The following is a 4,384-nucleotide window of genomic DNA, read 5'->3' as shown; positions in this document are numbered from 1 at the left end:
CCTTCCTCTTTCAACAATGCAACCGCTTTTTCAACCGCCTCCACATGACCGGAAATAACCACCTGTCCGGGACAGTTATAATTGGCAGGTACGACTTCTTCCCCCGCCATTTGCGAGGCACGGCTGCAAATTCTTTCCACGACCGAATCATCCATGCCGATCACCGCAGCCATGGTACCGGAGTTTATTTCCCCGGCCTGCTGCATCAGCTCACCCCTCCGGCGAACGACACGCAGCGCCTCTTCAAAAGCAACGGCCCCGCATGCAACCAGAGCGGAAAACTCACCGAGGCTGTGTCCCGCCACCATATCCGGCCTCGCATCCAGGGTATTATACAACGCAACCGAGTGGATAAAAATAGCCGGCTGGGTAAACTCGGTTTGTTTCAGCTTTTCCGCCGGACCCTCAAACATGATAGATGTTAAATCAAAGCCCAACACCTCATTGCCGCGATCCAGATAACGAGCGAATACATCACTTTCTTCGTAATGATTACGCCCCATCCCAACAAATTGAGACCCTTGTCCAGGAAAAAGATATGCCGTAGCCATTATGTTATCCCCCATTTCATATAAATTGCTCCCCACGTATAGCCACCGCCGAAGGCAGCAAGGATCAAATTATCGCCGTGATCAAGTTCATCTTTCCAGTCATACAGACAAAGTGGATTGTTGCAGCAGTGGTATTGCCATACTTGTCGATATTTACCATCACTTTATCGCGCTCCAGGCCCATGCGGTTTGCGGTCGCGTCAATAATACGCAAATTTGCCTGGTGCGGGACCAGCCAGGCCACATCATCAGCGGTCAGTTCGTTCGCATCCATAATTTCGGAAACCACATCCGCCATGCCTACCGTAGCCTTTTTAAAAACGGCACGGCCATCCTGTTTTATATAATGAAGATGGTTGGCTACCGTCGCTTGCGTAGCGGGATTTCTGCTGCCTCCCGCCGGCTGGGTCAGCGCGCCGTCCGTATCGCCTTCCACATGATGAATATAATCGATAAGTCCCGTTTCGTCCCCCGAGGCTTCCAACAGAACGGCCCCGGCCCCGTCACCAAACAGAATACAGGTCGACCGGTCGGTATAATCCACAATAGAGCTCATTTTATCGGATCCGATAACCAGTACTTTTTCCGCCTGTCCCGATTCTATAAAGTTGGCACCGGTTGAAAGGGCATACAAAAATCCTGAACAAGCCGCCGACAGGTCAAAACCGTAAGCATTTTGGGCCCCGATGTACTCCTGGATGAGGCATGCTGTAGCCGGAAACAAATAATCGGGCGTCACCGTGGCCAGAATGATAAGGTCGATCTCTTCGGCCTCTACGCCACGACGCGCCAGCGCTTCTTTGGCCGCCTCCGCCCCCATAAATGCGGTCGCTTTGTCTTCATCCTTTAAAATACGCCGTTCTTCAATACCCGTTCGTGTCCGAATCCATTCATCATTTGTTTCGACCATTTTCTCAAGGTCGCTGTTTGTCAGCTTATGCTCAGGCAAATAATGTCCTACAGCTGTAATTCCTGCTCGTCTAATTTCCGCCATGCAAGGGATTGTTTAATTGAGAGATGCTACAATTTTTTCATTGATATTGTATTCAACGCATTTGGCTGCATTCAATATCATGTTCTTTATGGCACGCGGGGTGCTGCTGCCGTGTCCCACCATGCTGACCCCATCCACTCCCAGGAAGGGGACCCCTCCCACGCGATCGGGATTAAACTCTTTGAGAGAGGTTTTCAGCACCTTGCCCACCAGCTGCGCTTCTTCGGGTCCCATCTCCAATTCTTTAATTCCTCTTTTAATAAAGATTCCCAGGGCGTCGGGAATCGATTCGCCAAATTTCAAAAGGATATTACCCACTAACGCATCGCACAAATATACATCCGCGCGGGCGTTGAAAATATCTCTTCCCTCCACATTGCCCACAAAATTTGGGAGCCTGTCAAGCTTCTGAAAAGCCTCCTTCAAGTTATCCGTACCTTTTTCTTCTTCCTCACCGACATTCAGAAGTCCCACTTTGGGATTATCCACACCCATAATTTCCCGAACATATATCGCTCCCATCCGGGCAAACTGGGGATACATATCGGGACGTACTTCCAGGTTGGCACCCACATCCATCACCAGCCGCACACCCTTAATCGTGGGGAATATAGCCGCGATAGCGGGACGCGAAACTCCCTTCAGCTTTCCGAGAAGAAAAGTGGATGCAGCCAGCAAGGCTCCGGTATTGCCACTGCTCACAAAGGCGTGGCACTCGCCCGCCCGGTGCATTCCGATGCCCGTCACAATCGACGATTTTTGTTTTGTCTTGACGGCCTGAGCCGGGGATTCATCCATTTCTATGATTTCAGGCGCGTGCTGTACCTTTATGCGTTGCCGGTCATAATCATGATTGGCAAGCTCATCACTGACCACATCTTCGGGGCCAACCAGCATAATGGTAAGCTCAGATGTTTCATTGATAGCTTCAATAGCACCTTGTACCGGGCTTTCGGGATAATGATCTCCCCCCGCGGCATCTACAGCAATAACCATGAAAAAGGAATTAGGATAAAATTATTTGTTTACATCTAATACCTGCCGGCCACGGTAATAACCGCACTCGGTGCAAATATGATGATACTTGTGATATGCACCACAATTTTGACATTCAGCAAGGGTAGGTTCGGCGATCTTATGATGCGAACGCCGCTTATTTGTTCGTGAAGATGAATGTCTGCGTTTTGGATGTGCCATTATAAAATTATAATAGTGTTTCTGTTAATTCTTAAGTTTCTTTAATTTTTCCCACCGGGGATCTATCTGCTCGGTTTCTTCCTCAACTTCTCCATATTTTCTGGTTTCAAATTCCCTGGGATTGCCTTCCTCGTCAAGAAATTTAGGATGCAGTTTTTTAATTGGGATATTCAACATGATGGTATCGCGAACTTCTCCTTCGATATTGAGCGTGTTCGACGAGAAGTTAAATCGGCGTACCGCGCCATCTTCGTTTTCTGTTTCTTCCTGTACATCTACTTTAAACAGAACTTCATAATCGGAAGCCACCGGCTGAATATAGGATTCAAGCGAACGATCACACGTCAGCTCTACCTCGGCATCCACATGAAAATTGACCCGTATAAAGTGAATCGTCCGGTAAAAATGAAGATCAACTTCCGCACCCTTGAAATCGTAGGGCGACATATCCAGATCTTCATCGGTCAGCCCGACGCTTCTCCGGCTTTCCCCTTCGGGTATTTCAACTATGTTAAATTCAAGTTTTGACATAACAGTAATAGCTTGCAAAGTTATGAATATTTGGATTTACCTGCAATCAATTAAACAGCCCAAATAAACGTTGCTCTACCAATTCTATTATACGGCCCATATCCTCGTCATTGTTCACGAAATCCAGATCATCGGTATTAATAATCAGCTTTTCGTGGGGATACCGTTCGATCCAATCTTCGTACAGCCGGTTCAGGCGTTCTAAATACTCGATGCGAATGGTATTTTCATAATCGCGTCCGCGCTGCTGAATCTGCTCGACCAGGGTCGGCACCTGTGCGCGGATATAAATTAATAAGTTGGGAGCCCTCAGGTAGTTTATCATTTCCTCAAACAGTGCATGGTAGTTGCTGAAATCGCGATCGCTCATGAGTCCCATCTCATGCAGATTTTTAGCAAAGATCTCCACATCTTCGTAGATCGTGCGATCCTGTACCACCCGTCCCCCCTTCTCAAGCATCTTTTTTTGGTGGCGAAACCGGCTGGACAGAAAATAGATTTGAAGATTAAAGCTCCATCGGCGCATATCCTCATAAAAATCAGCAAGATAGGGGTTATTATCCACAGATTCGTATACCGCCTCCCATCCCAGGTGCTTAGCCAGCAAGCCCGTTAGTGATGATTTGCCCGCCCCGATATTCCCGGCAATCGAAATAAATTTAAGATTATCGGAAGCCGATTCACCGGCAAGTACGTCGTTATTGTCTTTAGCCATGCCTCTGATTTTTACCCAGCAAGTGATACATTTCTTTCTTATAGAATTCAACACCGGGCTGGTTAAAAGGATTCACTTCCAGGCTGTAGCAGTAGACGGCCGTCATCAGCTCATACAAATAGATGAGCTCTCCGAGGTGCTGGGCATTGAGCTGGTCCATAGTCACTGCTATACAGGGCACGCCCCCATCGTGGTGGGCCGCTATGGTCCCTTCAAAAGCCCTGCTGTTGATATCATGGAACGAGCGTCCGGCCAGGTAATTCAGTCCATCATGATTTTGCCGCTGTTCCGGGACCTCCGGGCTATCGTTTATCGATCTCACGCACAAAAAAGTTTCCGTCATCGTGCGCGTCCCCTCCTGGATAAACTGTCCCAAACTGTGTAAATCGGTAGAAT

General features: G+C 48.2%; 5 protein-coding genes and 2 pseudogenes. All 7 read right to left on the bottom strand.

The window, feature by feature from the left end; genetic code table 11:
- Nucleotides 1–503 (bottom strand): ACP S-malonyltransferase (locus ACESLU_RS12180; protein ID WP_372638920.1); only part of this gene is annotated, 503 nt, incomplete at its 3' end.
- Between the two features lie 47 nt (nucleotides 504–550).
- Nucleotides 551–1,545 (bottom strand): annotated as a pseudogene (locus ACESLU_RS12175) (beta-ketoacyl-ACP synthase III).
- Between the two features lie 12 nt (nucleotides 1,546–1,557).
- A complete protein-coding gene (gene plsX / locus ACESLU_RS12170) occupies nucleotides 1,558–2,541 on the bottom strand; it encodes a phosphate acyltransferase PlsX (protein ID WP_372638919.1) in 984 nt (327 codons plus the stop codon).
- A gap of 21 nt (nucleotides 2,542–2,562) precedes the next feature.
- The gene (gene rpmF / locus ACESLU_RS12165; RefSeq protein WP_073065333.1) at nucleotides 2,563–2,742 is read right to left on the bottom strand and encodes a 50S ribosomal protein L32; all 180 of its coding nucleotides are present in this window, start codon (nucleotides 2,740–2,742) and stop codon (nucleotides 2,563–2,565) included.
- A 24-nt stretch (nucleotides 2,743–2,766) separates the two neighbouring features.
- The gene (locus ACESLU_RS12160) at nucleotides 2,767–3,273 is read right to left on the bottom strand and encodes a DUF177 domain-containing protein (protein WP_372638918.1); all 507 of its coding nucleotides are present in this window, start codon (nucleotides 3,271–3,273) and stop codon (nucleotides 2,767–2,769) included.
- Between the two features lie 46 nt (nucleotides 3,274–3,319).
- The gene (locus tag ACESLU_RS12155; protein ID WP_372638917.1) at nucleotides 3,320–3,988 is read right to left on the bottom strand and encodes a deoxynucleoside kinase; all 669 of its coding nucleotides are present in this window, start codon (nucleotides 3,986–3,988) and stop codon (nucleotides 3,320–3,322) included.
- Nucleotides 3,981–4,384: pseudogene (locus ACESLU_RS12150) on the bottom strand (glucose-6-phosphate isomerase); the annotation flags it as partial. The gene ACESLU_RS12155 and the pseudogene ACESLU_RS12150, both read right to left, overlap by 8 nt.

The sequence above is a fragment of the Fodinibius sp. genome (assembly GCF_041642155.1).
In the GTDB taxonomy this organism is placed as follows: domain Bacteria; phylum Bacteroidota; class Rhodothermia; order Balneolales; family Balneolaceae; genus Fodinibius.
Note: the sequence above shows the minus strand (reverse complement) of the source record. Positions and strands in the feature narration are given on the sequence as shown.

Coding starts and splice junctions, on each gene's coding strand:
- ACESLU_RS12155 (WP_372638917.1), bottom strand. CDS start 3,988: ATGGCTAAAGACAATAACGACGTACTTGCCGGTGAATCGGCTTCCGAT.
- rpmF (WP_073065333.1), bottom strand. CDS start 2,742: ATGGCACATCCAAAACGCAGACATTCATCTTCACGAACAAATAAGCGG.
- ACESLU_RS12160 (WP_372638918.1), bottom strand. CDS start 3,273: ATGTCAAAACTTGAATTTAACATAGTTGAAATACCCGAAGGGGAAAGC.
- plsX (WP_372638919.1), bottom strand. CDS start 2,541: ATGGTTATTGCTGTAGATGCCGCGGGGGGAGATCATTATCCCGAAAGC.